This is a genomic window from Chroococcidiopsis cubana SAG 39.79, assembly GCF_003991895.1.
Taxonomy (GTDB): Bacteria; Cyanobacteriota; Cyanobacteriia; order Cyanobacteriales; family Chroococcidiopsidaceae; genus Chroococcidiopsis; species Chroococcidiopsis thermalis.
This window is the reverse complement of sequence record NZ_RSCK01000073.1, coordinates 9927-10211: the sequence shown is the minus strand read 5'-3', so window position 1 is coordinate 10211 and position 285 is coordinate 9927. Positions and strand designations below refer to the sequence as shown.

1 pseudogene is annotated in these 285 nt (G+C 49.8%); it reads left to right on the top strand.

From position 1 onward, the window contains the following. Nucleotides 1–285: pseudogene (locus DSM107010_RS38795) on the top strand (hypothetical protein); the annotation flags it as partial.

Sequence of the window (285 nt, the reverse complement as noted above, 5' to 3'; positions counted from 1 at the left end):
TACACTGCCGTTTCTGCCGACTATGATGGCGATGCTAAAGCTGACCTAAGCGTTAGAGGTAGCAACGGAGCTTGGTATATTGACTACTCTGGCAACGGCTATGGTCGCTGGGATGCTTCGTATAACGGGTATGGCGACACTAACTACACTGCCGTTCCTAGCGACTATGATGGCGATGCTAAAGCTGACCTCAGTGTTTGGGGTAACAATGGAGCTTGGTATCTCGACTACTCTGGCAACGGTTATGGTAGCTGGGATGCGACATACAATGGATATGGCGATCAA